Below are 18,435 nucleotides of genomic sequence, written 5' to 3'. Positions count from 1 at the left end.
ATGGTTCAGGCCAGCAGTCTGGTGATCAGTTGCCGGTAAAGATCAGGCAAAGCCCGCAGATCGTCCAGCCTCACGTGCTCGTCCACCTGGTGGATGCTGGCGTTCACCGGCCCCACTTCGATGCACTGCGCCCCCAGCGGCGCGATGAAGCGGGCATCGGAGGTGCCGCCGCCGGTGCTTTCCTCCGGCGCGGCGCCGGCGAACCCGGCCAGCACCTCGCGGGCAACGCTGCGCAGGCGGCCTTCCGGCGTGTAGAAGGGTTCGCCGCTGCGGTGCCAGTGCAGTTCATGGTCGAGCGCATGGCGGTCCAGCAATGCGGCGATCTCCGCCTCCAGGCGATCGGCATTCCAGTGCGGGTTGTAGCGCAGGTTGAACATCACCCGCAGGTCGCCGGGGATGACGTTGCTCGCGCCGGTGCCGGCTTCGATGTTGGATATCTGCAGACTGGTCGGCGGGAAACTCTCGTAGCCATCGTCCCAGTGCCGCGCGGCCAGTTCGGCCAGCGCCGGCGCGGCCAGGTGGATCGGGTTGCGCGCCTTCTCCGGGTAGGCGACATGGCCCTGCACGCCCTTGACCCGCAGCTTTGCAGACAGGCTGCCGCGACGGCCCACGCGCAGCAGGTCGCCGAGTTTGGCGGTGGACGAGGGTTCGCCGGTGATGCACCAGTCGATGCGTTGCCCGCGCTCGCGGAACAGCCGCGCGACATGGCGCACGCCATCGATGGCATCGCCCTCCTCGTCGCTGGTCAACAGCACCGCCAGCGTGCCGGGGTGGTCGGGATGGGCGGCGACGAACTGCCCGGCGGCCACCACGAACGCGGCCACGCTGCCCTTCATGTCGGCCGCGCCACGGCCGTACAGCACGCCGTCGCGCATCTCCGGCCGGAACGGATCGCTGGCCCAGGCATCGGCCGGGCCGCTGGGTACCACGTCGGTATGGCCAAGCAGCACCAGCACCGGCGCGCCGCTGCCATGCGTGGCCCACAGGTTGTCGACCTCGCCCAGGCGCAGGTGTTCGCAGGCGAAACCGGCGGCCTGCAGGCGGTCGGCGATCAACTGCTGGCAGCCGGCATCCTCGGGCGTTACCGAAGGACGCGCGATCAGCTCGCAAGTCAGTTCAAGCACATCGTTCATTCGACATGTCTCCCGTAGGAGCGCACTTCAGTGCGCGATGGGACTTCACCGGGAAAGCCTCATCGCGCACTGAAGTGCGCGCCTACATGTGTGCCGTCACGCGACGCCGAAGCGCTGCTTGAAGCCGTTGTCGGAAAATCCCTGTGTCATCGCGCCGTCTTTGGTGACGACCAACGGGCGCTTGATCAGCTGCGGGTGCTCGCGCAGCAGTAGTTTCCATTCGGCGTCCGACGCGGCCGCCTTGCGGTTGTCCGGCAACTGCCGCCATGTAGTCGAGGACTTGTTGATCAGCGCTTCGAAGCCACCGGCCTTGCCTGCCCATTCGACCAGCATTTCCGGGCTGGGCTTGTGGTCGCGGTAATCGACGAAGGTGTAAGCGACGCCGAAGCGATCCAGCCACTTGCAGGCCTTCTTGCAGGTGTCGCAGTTTTTCAGGCCATACAGGGTCGTCATGTCATGGAATCCTTGGAGCCAGGAACGAGTGGAGAGAAGCGGGGAACGAGGGAAGGCAGGGAGAAGCGGGAAAGTGCGGGCCGTGGCCTCTACGCGTTCCTCGTTCCTCCCCACTCGCTCCCTGCTTCAATCCGCCAATCCGCGCAGCAGGTCGTTGACGCTGGTCTTGCTGCGGGTACGTGCATCGACCTGCTTGACGATCACCGCGCAGTACAGCGAGTGGGTGCCGTCCCTGCTCGGCAGCGAGCCGGACACCACCACGCTGTAGGGCGGAATGTAGCCGTAGCTGATCTCGCCGGTGGCGCGGTTGTAGATGCGCGTGCTCTGGCTGAGGAACACGCCCATGCCGATCACGCTGTGGTGGCCAACGACCACGCCCTCCACCACTTCCGAACGCGCGCCGATGAAGCAGTGGTCCTCGATGATGGTCGGGCTGGCCTGCAGCGGCTCCAGCACGCCACCGATGCCGGCACCGCCGGACAGGTGGCAATGCTTGCCGATCTGCGCGCAGGAACCAACCGTGGCCCAGGTATCGACCATGGTGCCCTCGCCCACGTGCGCACCTATGTTGGTGAAGCTCGGCATCAGCACCACGTCCTTGCCGAAGTGCGAGCCGCGGCGGGCGATGGCGCCGGGCACCACGCGCACGCCGGCGGCGCGGAACTCCGCCTCGCCGTAGCCGGCGAAGCGCGACTCGACCTTGTCCCAGAACGGCGCCGGGCGGCCGTCCATCACGCTCATGTCGTTGACGCGGAAGTACAGCAGCACCGCCTTCTTCAACCACTCGTTGACCTTCCAGCCGCCATTGCCGTCCGGCTCGGCGACGCGGAATTCGCCCGACTCCAGGCCGTCGATGACGCGGTTGACCAGCGGCCGGGTGTAGCCCTCGATCTCGTCCATGGTCAGCATCGCGCGGCGTTCGAACGCGCTTTCGATGCCGAACTTCATCTCCGCCACGCCCGGCGCCGGCGGCTTGCGCAGGCTGCGCGGACCGATCGATTCGATCGCCTTCGGCGCGGCCTTTGGCTTGGCGGCAGGCGCCTTCCTGGCCACGGCCTTAGTCGCCTTCTTCACTGGCGCGGCCTTGCTGGCGGCCGGCCTGGCAGCCGGGGCGGTCTTCTTCGGTGCAGCCTTCTTGGCGGCAGTCTTCCTGGTGGCCATCAGCGGGGGTCTCCTGGCGTTCTATCGGGTTCCAGGCAGGCCAGCAATGCATCGCGCAGTGCCTGCCGGGAGGTTTCGGTAAGCGGTTGGTCGTGGCGGTCGGTGAGCTGGAACTGGTCCTCGGCGCGCTCGCCGAAGGTGGCGATGCGCGCGTCCTGCACCCGCAGCCGCTGGTCGCGCAGCACGTGCGCGACATCGGCCAGCAGGCCGGGGCGGTCGGGCGCCACCAGGTTCAGCACCGTGCGGCCGTGCTCGGCGTTCTCGATGAACTCGATGCGCGGCGCGAAACGGAAGTGCTTGAGCTGGCGCGGGATCACCCGCCGCGCCGGCCGCAGGATCTGGATGTTGCCGGCCAGCGCCTTGCGCAGTTGCAGTTCCAGGCGCGCGGTGTCGCCATCGGCAAAGCTGCCCGCCGGCGTCACCTCGAAAGTATCGAAGATGGTGTCCTCCGGCCCGTCGAGCACGCGCGCGCGATGGATGCTGTAGCCGGCGCGGTCCAGCGTCATCACGATCGCGGCGAACAGGCCGTCGCGGTCGGGCGAGTGCACGAACACTTCCAGCGCGTCGCTCTCCGGCGCGATCCGCCGCGCCTTGACCAGGGTGCCGCCGCGCGCCACCTCCATCAGCGAGGTGGCCTGCCACACCAGTTGCTCGGGGCGGAAACGCATGAAACTCTCGTCCGGCATCGCGCCGAACTGGCGCTCGATCGCCGCGTCGGCATGGCCCAGCGCGCGCATCAGCCCGCGCACACTGGCGCGCGCCTCCTGCACCCGCTCGGCTTCGGGCAACGGCGGCTCCAGCCCTTCGCGCAGGGCTCGGCGCGCGGCGAAATACAGGTCGGCCAACAGCCGGTCCTTCCATGCGTTCCACAGCTTGGGGCTGGTGCCGGCGATGTCGGCGCAGGTCAGCAGATACAGGTAGTCCAGCCGCTCGCGGCTGCCGACCAGTCCGGCGAAGCGGTGGATGACCTCCGGATCGGTGATGTCCTGCTTCTGCGCGGTGACCGACATGCGCAGATGCTGTTCCACCAGCCACGCCACCAGGTCGGTGTCGGTGGCGCTCAGGCCATGCGCGGCGCAGAACGCGCGCGCGTCCACCGCGCCGAGTTCGGAATGGTCGCCGTTGCGGCCCTTGGCGATGTCATGGAACAGCCCGGCCAGCAGCAGCAGTTCCGGCTTGCGCAGCCGCGGCCAGACCTCGTGGGCGATGGAGAAGCGCTCGTCGGCGCGGCCGGCGGCGAACACGCCGATGTTCCGCAGCACCATCAGCGTGTGCTGGTCCACGGTGTAGACGTGGAACAGGTCGAACTGCATGCGCCCGGACACCTGCGCGAAGGCCGGTATCCATTGCCCGAGCACGCCCAGCCGCGCCATGCGCGCCAGCGTATCCACCGCGCGCGGGCCGCGCAGCAGGGCGATGAACTGCCCGCGCACCGCCTCGCCCACCTGCGTGTATGCGGGAATCTCGTCCAGCATCTCGGCCAGGCCGCGCGCGGTCAGCGAATGCAGCCCGCGTACCTGCGGCGTGCGCGCCCAGCAGGCGAACAGGGCGAAGATGCGCGCGATGTCGCCATGCGGCCACAACGGGTCGTCGGCCGACAGGTAGCCTCGGCGCAGCGAAAAACCGTCGCCGGCCGGCTCGGGTACCGCTTCGCCGTCGAACTGTTCCTCGAAACGCTGCAGCAGGCGGTCGCTGATGCGCCGGATCACCGCCGCGCTGCGGTAGAAGCCCTGCATCATCTTTTCCACGCCGAGATTGCCGGCGTCGTCGGCGAATCCCATGCGCTCGGCCAGCGCCTTCTGGTGATCGAAACGCAGACGCTCCTCGGCGCGCTGCGCGACCAGGTGCAGGCCGAAGCGCAGCCGCGCCAGCACCGCGCGCTCGCGCTTGAGCGCGGCAGCCTCGTCCAGGCCCAGGTGCCCGAGCCCGACCAGCGCGTCGATGTCGCTCACGCCGAACGCGCGCAGCGCCATCCAGCCCAGGGTGTTGAGGTCGCGCAGGCCGCCGGGGCCGTCCTTGATGTCCGGTTCGAGGTTGTCGGCGGTGTCGCCGAAACGCTGGTGGCGCAACAGCAGTTCCTCGCGCTTGGCGAGGAAATAGTCGCGCGCCGGCCAGATCAGGGTCGGCGACACCGCGCGCGCCAGCGCCTGCTGCGCGCCAGGTTCGACGCAAAGCGGCCGCGCTTCGATCAGTGCGGTGAGCACGGTCTGGTCGGCTGCGGCCTGCGCGCATTGCGCGGCCGAACGCACGGCGTGGCTGGCCGGCAACCCCGCGTCCCACAGCAGCGCGAACAGGCGCGCCAGCGCGGCCTCGTCCGCCTGCTGCACCTCCGGCTCGCCCAGCACCAGCAGGTCGATGTCCGAACGCGGGAACAGTTCGCCGCGCCCGTAGCCGCCGACCGCGAACAGCGACAGCCCGCCGTCGGCCGGCAGGCAACGCCGCCAGGCCTGCTGGAGCAGGTGGTCGACGCAGCGCGCGCGCAGCGCCAGCAGCCGCTCGATGTTGTCGCCCTGCTCGAAGCGACGGCACAACCGCGCATCGGCGTGGGCCAGCGACTGCCGCGCCGCGGCAGCCCACTGCGCATCGCCCGCGGGATCGGCCGGCGCGTCCGGTACGTGCTGGACCAGATCCGCCGGCAGTTGACTCATGCCGCCCCGGATGGCGCGTGTCCGGTCTCGGCCGGCGACAGCGTCAGCACTTCAACGCCGTCCTCGGTCACCGCCACCATGTGCTCCCACTGCGCCGAGAGCTTGCGGTCCTTGGTGACCACGGTCCAGCCGTCCGGCAGCACCTTGGTATAGCGGGTGCCCTCGTTGATCATCGGCTCGATGGTGAAGGTCATGCCCGGCTTGAGCACCAGCCCCTGGCCGGGCCGGCCGTAATGCAGCACCTGCGGCTCGTCGTGGTAGACCTTGCCGATGCCGTGGCCGCAGTACTCGCGCACCACGCTGAAGCGCTCGGACTCGGCGTATTCCTGGATCGCATTGCCGATGTCGCCCAGCGTGGCGCCCGGCCTGACCGCGCGGATGCCGCGCCACATGGCTTCCTTCGTCGTGTCCACCAGGCGCCGGGCCATCACCGACGGCGTGCCGACGTAGTACATGCGGCTGGTGTCGCCGTGCCAGCCATCCTTGATGACGGTCACGTCGATATTGACGATATCGCCGTCCTTCAGCACCTTGGCCTCGCTGGGAATGCCATGGCAGATCACGTTGTTGACCGAGGTGCACAGGGTCTTGGGAAAGCCGCGGTAGCCGACGTTGGCCGGGATCGCGCCCTGCACGTTGACGATGTGGTCGTGGCAGATGCGGTCCAGCTCCTCGGTGGTGACGCCGGGCTTGACGTGTGCGCCGATCATGTCCAGCACTTCGGCCGCCAGGCGGCCGGCGATGCGCATCTTGGCGATTTCTTCGGGGGTTTTCAGGTTCACGCTCATGGCCGCCATTATCACCCATTGGCGCCTGCCTGAACGACCCGCCCCCCGGCCCGCGCGCGCCGGCCGGGCTGGCGGTTTGCGCGGCGGCCCCGCGCGCCCTATAATTCCGCGGCTCCGTTGCCGGCCCTGCGCCGCTCCGGACCGCCCACACCGGGCGTCACCGGTGAATCCACACCTGCTGCCCCCATCCGTGCCGGGGTGCGCGTGCCAGCTGGAGCCAAGGCTCCAGTACGCATGTCGTCGGTCACGGAGGCAGCAGGGAAGCCCAACCCCGGAACCTTTCGCGCTTCCACGCGTCCCGCACACTTTCCCGCGGGCGGAATCGCCGGTTCCCTGTTCAGGAGTTCTGCAATGTCCCAGATCACCATGCGCCAGATGCTGGAAGCCGGCGTCCACTTCGGCCACCAGACCCGTTACTGGAACCCCAAGATGGCTCCGTACATCTTCGGCGCCCGCGGCAAGATCCACATCATCAACCTGGAAAAGACCGTCCCGCTGTTCAACGATGCGATGAACTTCATCTCGTCCGTTGCCCAGAAGCGCGGCACCATCCTGTTCCTGGGCACCAAGCGCAGCGCGCGCGACGCCATCAAGGAAGAGGCCGAGCGCTGCGGCATGCCGTTCATGAACCAGCGCTGGCTGGGCGGCACCCTGACCAACTTCCGCACCGTCAAGCAGTCGGTCGCCCGCCTGAAGGAACTGGAAGCCGGCGAAACCGACGGCACCTTCGACAAGCTGGTCAAGCACGAAGTGCTGGGCCTGCGCCGCGAGCGCGACAAGCTGGAAGCCTCGCTGGGCGGCATCAAGGACATGAACCGCCTGCCGGACGCGATCTTCGTGATCGACATCGGCCATGAAGACATCGCCATCAAGGAAGCCAAGAAGCTCGGCATCCCGGTGATCGCCGTGGTCGACACCAACTACAACCCGGAACTGGTGGACTACGCCATCCCGGGCAACGACGACGCCATCCGCGCCGTGCAGCTGTACGCCCGCGCCGCCGCCGACGCCGTGCTGGAAGGCAAGGCCTCCGCCCCGAACGCCGCCTCGGTGCGCGAGGAAGAGTTCGCCGAAGGCGCCGAGGGCGAAGCCAAGCCGGCCCGCAAGCCGCGCGCCAAGAAGGCCGAAGCCGCCGAGTAATCGTGGCGCAATGCAGCCGCGCGACCATCGCGCGGCTGCTTCCCCCGGTAGGGGCGGCGTAAGCCGCGATGCGGCTTTCCCGTGAAGCCCGTTCGCGGCTTACGCCGCTCCTACACATCCACCCCAAATTCTCAGAGGTTTTAACCATGGCTGAAATCACCGCATCCCTGGTCAAGGAACTGCGCGAGCGCACCGGCGCCGGCATGATGGAATGCAAGAAGGCGCTGGCCGAGAACAACGGCGACATCGACGCCGCTGCCGAAGCCCTGCGCAAGTCCGGCGCCGCCAAGGCCGACAAGAAGGCCGACCGCGTCACCGCCGAAGGCCGCATCGGCGTCGCCGTGAACGGTGGCAAGGCCGTGCTGGTCGAAGTGAACTCGGAAACCGATTTCGTCGCCAACGACGTCAACTTCAAGGCGTTCGTCGACGCCGTCGCCGCGGCCGCCCTGGCCTCGGGCGCCGCCGACGTGGAAGCCCTGAAGTCGGCCAAGCTGGCCTCCGGCGAAACCGTCGAGGAAACCCGCGCCGCCGCCATCCAGAAGCTGGGCGAAAACATCCAGATCCGCCGCTTGGCCAAGGTTGAAGGCAGCAACACCGTCGGCGCCTACGTGCACACCAACGGCAAGATCGGCGTGCTGGTCGACCTGGCCGGTGGCAACGCCGAGCTGGCCAACGGCCTGGCCATGCACGTGGCCGCGATGAATCCGCCGCACAACAAGGCCGCCGACGTGCCGGCCGAGTTCGTCGCCAAGGAAAAGGAAATCGAGCTGGCCAAGATGAGCGAGAAGGACAAGGCCAAGCCGGCCGAGATCCTGGAAAAGATCATCAGCGGCAAGATCAACAAGATCATCAGCGAAGTGACCCTGTACGGCCAGAACTACGTGCTGGACGGCGACAAGACCGTCGAGCAGGCCGTGAAGGCCGCCGGTGGCGATGTCGTCGGCTTCCAGCGCCTGGTGGTCGGCGAAGGCATCGAGAAGGTGGTCGAGGATTACGCCGCCGAAGTCGCCAAGGCGATGCAGGTCTGACACGGCCCTGATCAGGAGCCCAGAAGAAGCCGCGGACTCCGCGGCTTCTTTTTTATCCGGCATCCGGATGCCGATCCCGTTTTTCCTGTGGACTTCAAGTCCCTTTGCCCGATACTGTGACGCAAACACCCCGGCGCCCACCCCGTCCGTATCCTTGATGGCCTGCTGAACACCTCCCCCGACATGTCCCCCGAGCTCAACGCAGCGCTGTCGCTCTGCCGCAACCTGCCCTCGCCGCCCGGCATCGCCATCCGCATCATCGAACTGGCGCAGGATCCGGAGACCGACATCGCCACCGCGGCCGACGCCATCGCGATGGACATGGCCCTGAGCGCGCGCATGCTGCGCATCGCCAATTCCCCGCTGTACGCCAGCCGGCGCCGGATCGAAAACCTCGGGCAGGCGCTGACCATGCTCGGCCTCAATGCGACCCTGCAGCTGGCGCTCGGTTTTTCGCTGGCGCATGCGCTGGACAAGGAAGGCCAGGACCCGCGCCTGCTGGAGCGCATCTGGCGCCGCAGCGTGCTCTGCGCCCTGGCCGCACGCTTCCTCGGCCTGGGCTGCGGGGTGCGGCGCGTCGAGGAACTGATGCTCGCCGGCCTGCTGCAGGACATCGGTGCGCTGGCACTGATGCAGGCCAGCCCGGACATCTACCCGGCGCTGTTCGACAGCGCCACCTGCAACGAGGAACTGCTCGCCCACGAGCGCGCCATCCTCGGCTGCAGCCATGCAGAGGCCGGCGCCCAGCTGTGCGAGCAATGGCACCTGCCCCGCTACCTGGTGGAAGCGATCGCCCGCAGCGAGCCGCCGGCCGCGCCGGGGGACCTGTTCCAGCGCTGCGTCGCCCTGTCCGGCTGCGTGGCCGAGATCTGGCTGGCACCCGATGCCGACGCCGCCCGCAGCCATGCCCTGCAGCAGGCCTACCAGGAACTGGGCATGGACAGCCAGGGCTTCGAGCTGGTGCTGCAGCGTGTCAGCCAGATGCTGCCGGAACTGTGCGCCCTGCTCGACGTGCCGGTGCCCAGTTCGGCGCGCCTGCGCTTCCTGCTCGACCACGCCAACGAACTGAAGGAACTGCGCAACCTGCGCGAACTGCAGGACGCCGCGACCACCCGTCGGCGCGCCGACGACTTCGAACTGATGGCCCGGCGCCTGGCCGAACAGGCACACCTTGACGCCCTCACCGGCGTACTCAACCGCAGACACCTGGAAACGGTGCTGGAGCAGGAGTTCGCGCGCGCCGCGCACATGAACCGGCCGCTGTCCATCGCCTTCATCGACCTGGACGACTTCAAGAAGATCAACGACGCCCACGGCCACCTGGCCGGCGACCAGGTGCTGCAGTCCTTCGCCTCGCACCTGCAGGAACAGCTGCGCAACAGCGATACCGTCGCCCGCTTCGGCGGCGAGGAATTCGTGGTGCTGTTCCCCGACACCAACGAGCACCTCGCCCTGGAGGTGGTGCGACGCGTGCTGGACACCATCGCGCACACGCCGATGGCCGAGATCGAGGGCGCGCCGCTGCACGTCACTTTTTCCGCCGGCGTGGCCACGCATGGCGACTACGAGCGCTTCGCCAACGTGCAGGATCTGCTCAAGGCCGCCGACGATGTGCTCTATCGTTCCAAGAGCCTGGGCCGCAACCGGGTGATCGCCCGCGCCCCCGAGCCGCAGCCGGCTTCCGGCTGAACACGGCTGAACACGGGCGAACGCGGGTGGAAATCCGTCATTGCAGCGCAACAAAAGCGCTGCCCGGCAGGCCCTCGATCCGTTAGAATTCCCGCGTTTTCCAGCCACCGAGGTCGCCCATGTCCCAGCTCGCCTACCAACGCATCCTTCTGAAACTTTCCGGGGAGGCGCTGATGGGAGACGAGGACTATGGCATCGACCCCAAGATCATCAACCGCCTGGCGCGCGAGGTCATCGAGGCGCAGCAGGCCGGCGCCGAGGTGGCGCTGGTCATCGGCGGCGGCAACATCTTCCGCGGCGCCGGCCTGGCCGCCGGCGGCATGGACCGGGTCACCGGCGACCAGATGGGCATGCTGGCCACGGTCATCAACGCGCTGGCCATGCAGGACGCGCTGGAGAAGCTTGGCGCCAAGGCGCGCGTGATGAGCGCGATCAAGATCAACGACGTGTGCGAGGACTACATCCGCCGCCGCGCCATCCGCCATCTGGAAAAGGGCCGGCTGGTGATCTTCGCCGCCGGCGTCGGCAGCCCGTTCTTCACCACCGACTCCGGCGCCGCGCTGCGCGCCATCGAGATCGGCGCCGACCTGCTGCTCAAGGCCACCAAGGTCGACGGCGTCTACGACAAGGACCCGAACAAGCACGCCGATGCAGTGCGCTACGACACCCTGAGCTACGACCAGGTCATCAGCCAGGGCCTGGAGGTCATGGATACCGCCGCCTTCGCTCTGGCCCGCGACAGCGACCTGCCGCTGCGCGTGTTCGACATGGGCCAGCCCGGCGAGCTGCTCAAGATCCTGCGCGGCGAGAACATCGGCACCCTGGTCCACGGCCGCGACGCCCACTGACAACAGGCCCGGCCAGGCAGGACCGTGCCACCGGCGGACGCCCGGCACGGCACGACTCACGGGGCGCGCAGGGAAGCCGGCGCGCCCCGCTCCACGATTCCCGTCCGGCCGGCAGGGCTGTTCGCCTATAATCGGCCGGTTCCAGAAACATCCAGGATTCCGGCGATGATCAACGACATCAAGCAAGATGCGCAGGCGCGCATGGCCAAGAGCCTCGACGCTCTGCGCCACACCCTCACCACCATCCGCACCGGCCGCGCATCGCCGGCCCTGCTGGACGGCATCAAGGTCAAGGCCTACGGCACCGACACGCCGCTGAACCAGGTGGCCAGCATCAGCGTGTCCGAAGGCCGCTCGCTGGTCATCACCCTGTTCGACAAGAACATGATCAAGGAAGTGGAGAAGGCCATCTACGCTTCCGACATCGGCATCACGCCCACCACCATGGGCACGGTGATCCGCCTGAACCTGCCGCCGCTGACCGAGGAGCGTCGCAAGGAACTGGCCAAGACCGTGGGCAAGGAAGGCGAGGACAGCAAGGTCGCCATCCGCAACATCCGCCGCGACGCCAACCAGGAAGTGGCCAGGCTGCTCAAGGACAAGACCATCACCGAGGACGAGGACCGTCGCGCGCAGGACGAGATCCAGAAGCTGACCGACAAGGCGATCAAGGACGTCGACGAAGTGGTCAAGCTCAAGGAACAGGAACTGATGGCGGTCTGACCGGTGCCGTCCACCATGCCCGACGGCATGCCAGCACCAAGCCTGCCCGCGCACGTTGCCATCATCATGGATGGCAACGGCCGCTGGGCGCAGCAGCGGCGGCGCCCGCGCATGATCGGCCACCGCGCCGGCGCGCGCGCGGTCAACCGCACCATCGACTTCTGCCTGGAGCGCGGCATCGCCGCGCTCACCCTGTTCGCCTTTTCCAGCGAGAACTGGGGACGGCCGCAGGAGGAAGTGGATGCGCTGATGAAGCTGTTCCTGGGCGCGCTCGACCGCGAGGTGGACGAACTCGACCGCCGCGGCGTGCGCGTGCGCTTCATCGGCGAACGCTCGCGCTTCTCCGCCGGCATCGCCCAGCGCATGGACCGGGCCGAGCAGCGCACGGCCGGCAACGGCGCCATGACCCTGAGCATCGCCGCAAGCTACGGCGGCCGCCAGGACATCGCCCATGCCGCGCGCCTGCTCGCCGAGCAGGTCGCCGCCGGCACCCTGCTGCCCGAGCAGATCGATGAACACCTGCTCGGCCGGCATGTCGCGCTGACCGACCTGCCGCCGCCGGATCTTTTCATCCGCACCGGCGGCGACACCCGCATCAGCAATTTCCTGCTGTGGCAGCTGGCCTACACCGAGCTGTGGTTCACCGACGTGCTGTGGCCGGATGTCGATGCCGGCCTCCTGCAGCAGGCGCTGGACGACTACACGCAACGCGAGCGCCGCTATGGACTGACCAGCGCACAGGTCGCCGCCGCGGCCACGGAGACCGTTTCCCCATGACCAAGACCCGTGTCATCGCCGCCCTGATCATGGCCCCCGTGGCCATCTGCGCGATCCTGCTGCTGCCCACCCAGTGGCTGGCCGCCGCCGCCGCGCTGGTGTTCCTGACCGGCCTGTGGGAATGGTTCCGGCTCACCGGCGTGGACGGCCTGCCGCGCACCGTGCTGCTGGTGCTGAACCTGCTGCTGATGGTGCTGCTTGTGTGGGCATCGGCCGGCAGCCTGGTGCTGTTCCAGCTGGCATCGCTGGCTGGTGTCGGCTTCTGGCTGCTGGCGCTGCTGTGGCTGCGCTTTTTCGATTTCGGCGCGCACGAGGAAAGCAGCGCGCGCATGCTCAAGCTGGCCGCCGGCACCCTGGCCATCGTCCCGGCCTGGGCGGCGCTGGTGCTGATCCACGCCGGCGAGCCGCACGGCAACCGCTGGCTGCTGACCGCGCTGGCCATCGTCTGGGCCGCCGATTCCGGCGCCTATTTCGCCGGCCGCGCCTTCGGCAGGCACAAGCTGGCGCCGCGCGTAAGCCCCAACAAGACCATCGAAGGTCTGCTGGGCGGGCTGGTCGCGGGCCTGGCCGTCGCCGTCGGCTTCGGCTGGCTGGCGGGCGTACAGGCCGCGGATATCGGCTGGCTGCTGCTGGTGGCCGCGGTCGCGGTGCTGGCCTCGGTGCTCGGCGACCTGTTCGAAAGCCTGCTCAAGCGCCATGCCGGCGCCAAGGATTCGGGCAGCGTGATCCCTGGCCACGGCGGCGTGCTCGACCGCATCGACGGCGTGCTGGCCGCGCTGCCGGTGTTCGCGCTGGGCAAGGAAATCTTCGGTTTCTGACATGTCCGCTTCCTCGCCTCTCCACAGGGACGCCCCGCGCCGGGTCGCCATCCTTGGTGCCACCGGTTCGATCGGCACCTCGGCGCTGGACGTCATCGCCCGCCATCCGGAGCAGATGCGCGCCAGCGTGCTGGCCGCCGGCAACAACGTCGATGCGCTGATCGCGCTGTGCCGGAGCCACCGGCCCGGGCACGCGGTCATCGCCGAGCCGGCGCTGTTCGAGCGCCTGCGCGACGGGCTGCGCGACGCCGGCCTGGCAACCGAGGCCCACGCCGGCGCCGCCGCGATCGACGCACTTGCCGCCGGCGACGCCTGCGACACCGTGGTCGCGGCCATCGTCGGCGCGGCCGGGCTGTCCTCGACCCTGGCCGCGGCCCGTGCCGGCAAGCGACTGCTGCTGGCCAACAAGGAATCGCTGGTGCTGGCCGGCGAACTGCTGACACGCGAAGCGGCGGCAGCCGGGGCCGAAATCATCCCGATCGACAGCGAACACAACGCCATCTTCCAGTGCCTGCGCTCGCGCGACGCCAGCGTCGAAGGCGCCGGCGTGCGCCGCATCCTGCTCACCGCCTCCGGCGGCCCGTTCCGCGGCCGCAGCCGCGCCGAGCTGGAAGCGGTGACCCCGGCCCAGGCGGTGGCGCATCCCAAATGGTCGATGGGCCCGAAGATCTCGGTCGATTCGGCCACGCTGATGAACAAGGGCCTGGAGGTCATCGAAGCCCACCACCTGTTCGGCGTGCCCGGCGCGCGCATCGACGTACTGGTGCACCCGCAGAGTCTGGTGCATTCGCTGGTCGAGTTCATCGACGGCTCCACCCTGGCCCAGCTTGGCCTGCCGGACATGCGCACTACCCTCGCGGTGGGACTGGGCTGGCCGCGGCGCATCGAGTCGGGCGTGGCCGGGCTCGACCTGCTGGCCCAGGGTCGCCTCGACTTCGAAGCCCCGGACCTGGAGGCCTTTCCCTGCCTGCGCCTGGCCTGGCAGGCGATGGAGGCCGGCGGCAGCGCCCCGGCAATCCTGAACGCCGCCAACGAAGTCGCCGTTTCAGCCTTTCTTCAGGGCCGCATAGGCTTCCTGTCGATCCCTGCGCTGGTGGAACATGCGTTGTCCACCCTGCCTCACATGGCTGCCGATACACTGGACGCCCTGCTGGCGGCCGACGCGCAGTCCCGCCAGGTCACCTCCTCCGCCATCGCCCGCCTGCCCCATGCCTGACCCCGTCTTCCAACCGAGCCGCGTCCATGGCTGACTTCCTCGGTTCCGTGTGGTGGATGATCGTCAGCCTCGGCGTGCTGGTGACGTTCCATGAATTCGGCCACTACTGGGTGGCCCGGCGCTGCGGCGTGAAGGTGCTGCGCTTCTCGGTCGGCTTCGGCCGGCCGCTGTGGAGCCGCCGCAACCGCAACGGCACCGAGTTCGCCATCGCCGCCATCCCGCTCGGCGGCTACGTGAAGATGCTGGACGAGCGCGAAGTCGAGGTACCCGCCGGCGAACGCGCCGTGGCCTTCAACAACAAGAGCGTCTGGCAGCGCATCGCGATCGTGGCCGCCGGCCCGGCCGCCAACCTGCTGCTGTGCATCGCCCTGCTGTGGGCGATGTTCGTGATCGGCCGCCAGGACTACTCGGCCACCATCGGCCGCAGCAGCGGCATGGCCGCCGCCGCCGGCCTCGCCCCCGGCGACCGCATCCTCGACGTGGACGGCCGCACCGTCGCGACCTGGGCCGAGGCCAGCATGGCCCTCACCACCGCTGCGATGGACCGCCAGGACGCACGCGTGCGGGTGCTCGACACGCTGGACAACACCCACACCCGGGTACTGCCGCTGTCCACACTGCCGGCTGGTTTCGACGAACGCACGGTGCCGGTGCAGGCCGGCCTGGCCTGGCAGTTCTGGTTGCAGCCGGCGCAGGTCGATTCGGTGGCCGAAGGTTCGGCCGCCAGCGGCCAGCTGCAGCGCGGCGACCTGATCCTGGCCATCGACGGGCAGCGCGTGGAAAGCGCCGACCAGGTCGCGCCGCTGGTGCAGCAGTTGGGCGAGCGCGGCGGCCCGGGCATGATCGAGGTCGAACGCACCGGCCAGCGCCTGGCCCTGGAATTACAGCCGCAGAAGGCGGCGGACGAGGCGGGCAAGGGCCGCTGGCTGCTCGGCGTGGGCTTCGTCACCGGCCAGGCCCCGGCCTATGACGCCCGCCAGCAGTACGGGCCGCTGGCGGCGCTGCCGGCCGCCGTGCGCGAGGCCGGCCGGCTGGCCAGCGACTCCCTCGGCATGATGCGGCGCATGCTCACCGGCCATGCCTCGGTCAAGAACATTTCCGGCCCGATCACCATCGCCCGCGTCGCCAATGCCTCGGCCGAACGCGGGGTGGACTGGTTCCTGTACTTCCTGGCCCTGCTGTCGCTGAGCCTGTGCATCATCAACCTGCTGCCGATCCCGATCTTGGACGGCGGTCACCTGCTGTATTACCTTATCGAGTTGGTCAAGGGCAGCCCGTTGAGCGAGCGCGCCATGGCCGCCGGACAGTACGTCGGCCTGGCGCTGCTGGCCGGGCTGATGGGGCTGGCGTTCTACAACGACATCCTCGGGCTGGTCCCGCGATGAACTTTTTCCCGCTGACGTCGTCATACGCCGGCACCCACGCAACAATGAAATCGACTCCAACCGGACGTGACATGACGCGACTTCCCAATCGCCGCCTGCTTGCCCTCGCCCTCGCCGCCGGTCTGGCCGCGCCCGCGCTCGCGCAGGCAGCCGAGCCCTTCACCGCCAGCGACATCCGCGTGGACGGCCTGCAGCGCATCTCTTCCGGCACCGTCTTCACCTACCTGCCGGTGGAACGCGGCGACCGCGTCGACGACGCCAAGGTCGGCGATACCATCCGCGCCCTGTACAAGACCGGCTTCTTCGAGGACGTGCAGCTGGACCGCCAGGGCGACATCCTGGTGGTCACGGTCAAGGAGCGCCCGGCGATCAACAAGCTGACCGTCACCGGCAACAAGGACATCAAGAGCGAGCAGCTGCTCAAGGGCCTGGCCGACATCGGCCTGAACGAGGGCGGCACCTTCGACCGCCTGAGCCTGGACCGCGTGACCCAGGAACTGCGCCGCCAGTACAACGACCGCGGCAAGTACAACGTCGAGATCACCCCGACGGTGAGCCCGCTGGACCGCAACCGCGTCGACGTCGCCATCGCCGTCAAGGAAGGCAAGGCGGCCAAGATCCGCCACGTCAACCTGATCGGCACCGAGAAGTTCGAGGCCGGGGACATCCTCGATACCTGGGAGTCCAAGGAACACAACTGGGCCTCGTGGTACCGCCGCGACGACCAGTACTCCAAGGAAAAACTGTCCGGCGACCTGGAGAAGCTCAACTCCTGGTACCTGGACCGCGGCTATGTCGATTTCAGCGTCGATTCCACCCAGGTCTCGATCAGCCCCGACAAGCGCGACATGTTCATCACCGCCGGCGTGACCGAGGGTGAGCAGTACAAGATCTCCGAGATCAAGGTCACCGGCGACACCGTCCTGCCGCAGGAGGACGTCGAGCGCATGGTGTTCCAGAAGGCCGGCGACACGTTCTCGCGCGGCCTGCTGGAGTTCAGCGCCGATGCGATCACCAACACGCTGTCCAACGTCGGCTACGCCTTCGCCAAGGTAAATCCGATCCCGACCAGCAACCGCGCCGAACGCACGGTGGCGGTCAACATGCAGGTGGTGCCCGGCCCGCGCGTGTCTGTACGCCGCATCGTGTTCAAGGGCAATACCCGTACCGCCGACGAGGTGCTGCGCCGCGAAATGCGCCAGTTCGAGAACGCCTGGTACTCTCAGGCGGCCATCGACCGCTCCAAGATCCGCCTGCAGCGCCTGGGCTATTTCGAATCGGTCGACGTCGAGACCACTCCGGTCACCGGCAGCAACGACCAGGTCGATGTGGTCTACAACGTCAAGGAAACCACCTCGGGCAGCTTCGTGTTCGGCCTGGGCTATTCGCAGTCCTACGGCATGACCACCTCGGTGCAGCTGTCGCAGAACAACTTCCTGGGCGGCGGCAACCGCGTTTCGGTCGAGGCCTCGCGCAGCAGCTATCTGCAGCGCTACGGCTTCTCGTATACGAACCCGTATTTCACCGACGACGGCGTGTCGCTGGGCTACAACCTGTCCTGGCGCGAGCTGGACTACTCGGACTTCAACACCGCCCAGTACAACAGCACCAACGGCGCCGCGCAGATGGTGTTCGGCGTGCCGATCACCGAGAACGACAGCTTCTCGCTGATGTTCGGCATCGACAGCAACCAGATCACCACCTATGGCGGCTATACCCCGCAATCGATCATCGACTACATCGATGCGATGGGCACGCGTACCTTCCATTCCTGGCGCACCGAGCTGGGCTGGGCGCGCGATACCCGCAACCAGTACCTCATGCCTACTGCCGGCACCTACCAGCGCCTGGGCCTGGAAGCCACGCTGCCCGGCTCCACCGCCGAGTACTACAAGCTCAGCTACCAGATCTCCAAGTACTGGCCGGTCATGCCGTCGCTGGTGATCAACACCCGCGTCGAGTTCGGTTACGGCGATTCGTACGGCAAGGACAAGGTGCGCGACATCTGCTGGAACGACATTCCCGCCGTTCCAGGCATCCCGGCCGATGGTGATACGCCGGCCGTCCCGGGCAAGCCGGGCACCACCGAAGTGGTGGACTGCGCCACCAACCCCACTGCCAACCACCGCCAGGTGAAGGCGTCCGGGCTGCCGTTCTTCGAGAACTTCTACGCTGGCGGCACCAACTCGGTACGCGGTTTCCGCGACAACACCCTGGGTCCGCGCTCGGAGGTCATCGGCGGCTACTATCGCGGCCAGCCGCTGGGTGGCTCGCTGAAGACGGTCGGTGCGGTCGAAGCCTACTTCCCGAAGCTGTTCGACAGTCCGTCGGCGCGCGTGTCGGCCTTCCTCGATTTCGGCAACGTCTACAGCGGCACCGACAACTTCGATGCGGGCGAGCTGCGCGCTTCTGCTGGTATCGCCCTGCTGTGGCGCGCGCCGGTCGGCCCGATCTCGATCAGCTATGCCTTCCCGCTCAAGAAGAAGGAAGGCGACGAGATCGAACGCCTGCAGTTCACCTTCGGCGGTCAGTTCTGACGAACTGCCCGCGCACCCGGGGCATTGCCCCGGGTACCCATCGTTCCGCCATGGCGGAACGATGGGTCGCGCCCCTGCCTTCCGATTCCCC

15 protein-coding genes are annotated in these 18,435 nt (G+C 68.1%); 10 read left to right on the top strand and 5 right to left on the bottom strand.

All coding sequences use genetic code 11. The features are described from left to right. Window positions 1–5: 5 nt before the first annotated feature. The 5 genes from dapE to map all read right to left on the bottom strand — a co-directional run bounded on the left by dapE (window position 6) and on the right by map (window position 6,183). Window positions 6–1,133 carry a succinyl-diaminopimelate desuccinylase gene (gene dapE, locus AC1DGW_RS04020; protein WP_478019693.1) on the bottom strand — a complete coding sequence of 376 codons (1,128 nt, stop codon included), beginning with the start codon at window positions 1,131–1,133 and terminating at the stop codon, window positions 6–8. Window positions 1,134–1,229: 96 nt separating this feature from the next. Next, a complete protein-coding gene (locus AC1DGW_RS04015; protein WP_478019691.1) occupies window positions 1,230–1,586 on the bottom strand; it encodes an arsenate reductase in 357 nt (118 codons plus the stop codon). Between the two features lie 126 nt (window positions 1,587–1,712). Then, window positions 1,713–2,747 (bottom strand): 2,3,4,5-tetrahydropyridine-2,6-dicarboxylate N-succinyltransferase, encoded by a 1,035-nt coding sequence (gene dapD, locus AC1DGW_RS04010; RefSeq protein WP_478019689.1) that lies wholly within the window; start codon window positions 2,745–2,747, stop codon window positions 1,713–1,715. Next, window positions 2,747–5,395 carry a [protein-PII] uridylyltransferase gene (locus AC1DGW_RS04005; protein WP_478019687.1) on the bottom strand — a complete coding sequence of 883 codons (2,649 nt, stop codon included), beginning with the start codon at window positions 5,393–5,395 and terminating at the stop codon, window positions 2,747–2,749. Before AC1DGW_RS04005 ends, dapD begins: the two co-directional genes overlap by 1 nt. Then, complete coding sequence (gene map, locus AC1DGW_RS04000) at window positions 5,392–6,183, bottom strand: type I methionyl aminopeptidase (RefSeq protein WP_478019685.1); 792 nt, start codon at window positions 6,181–6,183, stop codon at window positions 5,392–5,394. Before map ends, AC1DGW_RS04005 begins: the two co-directional genes overlap by 4 nt. A gap of 351 nt (window positions 6,184–6,534) precedes the next feature. On the opposite strand from map, the gene rpsB reads away from it, so the two are divergent. The 10 genes from rpsB (at window position 6,535) to bamA (ending at window position 18,344) form a co-directional block, all read left to right on the top strand. Continuing rightward, window positions 6,535–7,323 (top strand): 30S ribosomal protein S2, encoded by a 789-nt coding sequence (gene rpsB, locus AC1DGW_RS03995; RefSeq protein ID WP_478019683.1) that lies wholly within the window; start codon window positions 6,535–6,537, stop codon window positions 7,321–7,323. Between the two features lie 146 nt (window positions 7,324–7,469). Next, complete coding sequence (gene tsf / locus AC1DGW_RS03990) at window positions 7,470–8,351, top strand: translation elongation factor Ts (RefSeq protein WP_478019681.1); 882 nt, start codon at window positions 7,470–7,472, stop codon at window positions 8,349–8,351. Between the two features lie 183 nt (window positions 8,352–8,534). Further along, window positions 8,535–10,040, top strand: coding sequence for an HDOD domain-containing protein (locus AC1DGW_RS03985; protein WP_478019679.1), 1,506 nt, complete (start codon window positions 8,535–8,537; stop codon window positions 10,038–10,040). Window positions 10,041–10,159: 119 nt separating this feature from the next. Further along, the gene (pyrH, locus tag AC1DGW_RS03980; RefSeq protein ID WP_055764505.1) at window positions 10,160–10,888 is read left to right on the top strand and encodes a UMP kinase; all 729 of its coding nucleotides are present in this window, start codon (window positions 10,160–10,162) and stop codon (window positions 10,886–10,888) included. A gap of 165 nt (window positions 10,889–11,053) precedes the next feature. Further along, entirely contained in the window at window positions 11,054–11,611 is a 558-nt protein-coding gene (frr, locus tag AC1DGW_RS03975; protein WP_478019676.1) for a ribosome recycling factor, read from the top strand. Window positions 11,612–11,638: 27 nt separating this feature from the next. Continuing rightward, window positions 11,639–12,388, top strand: coding sequence for a polyprenyl diphosphate synthase (gene uppS, locus AC1DGW_RS03970; RefSeq protein ID WP_478019674.1), 750 nt, complete (start codon window positions 11,639–11,641; stop codon window positions 12,386–12,388). Then, on the top strand, window positions 12,385–13,206 hold the full coding sequence (locus AC1DGW_RS03965; protein ID WP_478019672.1) for a phosphatidate cytidylyltransferase: 822 nt from the start codon (window positions 12,385–12,387) through the stop codon (window positions 13,204–13,206). The genes uppS and AC1DGW_RS03965 overlap by 4 nt, the downstream gene beginning before the upstream one ends. A 1-nt stretch (window position 13,207) precedes the next feature. Further along, on the top strand, window positions 13,208–14,422 hold the full coding sequence (locus AC1DGW_RS03960; RefSeq protein ID WP_478019670.1) for a 1-deoxy-D-xylulose-5-phosphate reductoisomerase: 1,215 nt from the start codon (window positions 13,208–13,210) through the stop codon (window positions 14,420–14,422). Window positions 14,423–14,448: 26 nt separating this feature from the next. Then, a complete protein-coding gene (rseP, locus tag AC1DGW_RS03955) occupies window positions 14,449–15,807 on the top strand; it encodes an RIP metalloprotease RseP (RefSeq protein ID WP_478019668.1) in 1,359 nt (452 codons plus the stop codon). A gap of 71 nt (window positions 15,808–15,878) precedes the next feature. Next, on the top strand, window positions 15,879–18,344 hold the full coding sequence (gene bamA, locus AC1DGW_RS03950) for an outer membrane protein assembly factor BamA (RefSeq protein WP_478019666.1): 2,466 nt from the start codon (window positions 15,879–15,881) through the stop codon (window positions 18,342–18,344). The last annotated feature ends 91 nt before the right edge of the window (window positions 18,345–18,435 follow it).

Source organism: Stenotrophomonas sp. 05N423 (assembly GCF_056397145.1).
The sequence above is the reverse complement of the archived record's forward strand: the minus strand, read 5'-3'. Positions and strand labels throughout refer to the sequence as shown.